The 1639-nt window shown below is 35.8% G+C and carries 2 protein-coding genes; both read left to right on the top strand.

The genetic code is table 11. The annotated features are described in order from the left end of the window. Positions 1 to 85: 85 nt before the first annotated feature. Positions 86 to 940, top strand: coding sequence for a hypothetical protein (locus COZ07_RS10515; RefSeq protein ID WP_406608519.1), 855 nt, complete (start codon positions 86 to 88; stop codon positions 938 to 940). 135 nt (positions 941 to 1075) lie between these two features. Then, positions 1076 to 1639: PLP-dependent cysteine synthase family protein (locus COZ07_RS10520; protein ID WP_406608520.1), on the top strand; the 564-nt coding region annotated here is incomplete at its 3' end.

The following is a 1639-nucleotide window of genomic DNA, read 5'->3' on the forward strand; positions in this document are numbered from 1 at the left end:
CGGAGGTATTTATATAATAATTCATTATATACTGAATATTTTTCTGGGTAGATGGAATGTCGATTTTATCAACAATCAGCCGGATATGACTGTGGTAGCAAGTTCAATCAGGAATATGCAGCTAACCTTCCCCCGTATAACTAAATTCTTTGAGGGTTCTTCTATATCAACCATAGGGTTAAACCTGATCATTGTAACATCACTATTGTTCTTTTTATTGAGAAACAAAGGGTTTGAAAAAGAAAAAAGAAATTACTGGGTGTTAGGGATATCGGGTTTTATAATAATGCTCTTTTCATTTACAAGAATTTACCTCTATAGCATAGTAGGTCAATCAATACAGGCAAAGAATTATTTAGTAGCAACCATACTTAGCTTCACTATAGCAAATCCTTATCCATTATTGCCCTATCTGGCCTATGGCCTATTTGCCTCTATTATAGGGCTGATGATATATAGAAAAAGGGAAAACCTGATTAAGAAAGTCATCATCCCCATTGGCCTTTTCTTTTTTATATATGGATTGGTTGGTTGTATGAATTTCCCGAAGACAATCTCCAAAGCAGATTATTTTTGGTATTTCAAAACACACTTAGAGTTAGGTATTTTTATTTTAATTATCACATTTTTCTGGTTAACTTTTGAGTTTAGAAATAAAAAAATCATCAATATACCTTTTATAAAATGGTTTAGCCGGGTAAGCTTAACTATATACTTACTTGAAACGCTTCTCTCCGAGATATTTGGGAAAATACTTAGCTATCTAATACCTGCATGGAATCAAACCATAAATGGGTGTTTAATTTTTGGTGCCTTAAATATTATAATTTGGATTTTAATTTTATGGATTTGGCAAAAGAATAATTTCAAGTTTAGCGTAGAATATTGGTGGGTGAAAATATTTCGTAAATTAGGCAAAAAATCTACAAAAATGGATTAATAAAAAATAGGGACAGGGTAGATTTTATTATTGACATCATAGCAACTGCGTGATAATGTAAACAACCACGAACAAACCTGTGGGTGTCTATAATACTGATATAATACAAAATAATGGGACAAGGAGGGACATTGATTGAAGAAACTACTTTCGGGTGTGCATAAAGCAATAGGACAAACGCCGATGGTCAATTTAAGCCGACTGGTAAAAGCATACGGAGTGGAAGGAAGAATATATGCCAAGCTTGAATACTTGAATCCGGGATTCAGTAAAAAGGATAGAATAGCATTACAGATGATTGAAGAGGCTGAGGAAAATGGGAGTTTGAAAAGAGGACAGCCGGTTGTCGAACTGACCAGCGGAAATACTGGAACCGGTCTGGCCATAGTATGTGCAGTGAAAGGATACAGATTTATAGCAGTCATGTCCAAAGGAAATTCTACCGAGCGTGCCAGAATGATGAAAGCTTTGGGAGCAGAAGTCGTGCTGGTAGACCAGGCAGCCGGCTCACCGGTTGGCCAGGTTTCCGGTGAAGATCTTAAATTGGTGGAAAATAAAACAAAAAAAATAACCGAGGAATTGAACGCTTTCAGGGCGGATCAATTTCATCTCATAGGTAATATTCATGCTCATGAATATTTTACCGGTGAAGAAATATGGGAACAGTGTAGCGGAGATGTCGATGTTTTCCTGGATTTC

The sequence above is a fragment of the Candidatus Infernicultor aquiphilus genome (assembly GCF_002784285.1).
GTDB classification, from domain to species: Bacteria; Atribacterota; Phoenicimicrobiia; order Phoenicimicrobiales; family Phoenicimicrobiaceae; genus Infernicultor; species Infernicultor aquiphilus.

Bases quoted from the DNA above. Each gene is read 5' to 3' on its own strand.
- COZ07_RS10515 (WP_406608519.1), top strand. From the start codon at position 86: ATGACTGTGGTAGCAAGTTCAATCAGGAATATGCAGCTAACCTTCCCC.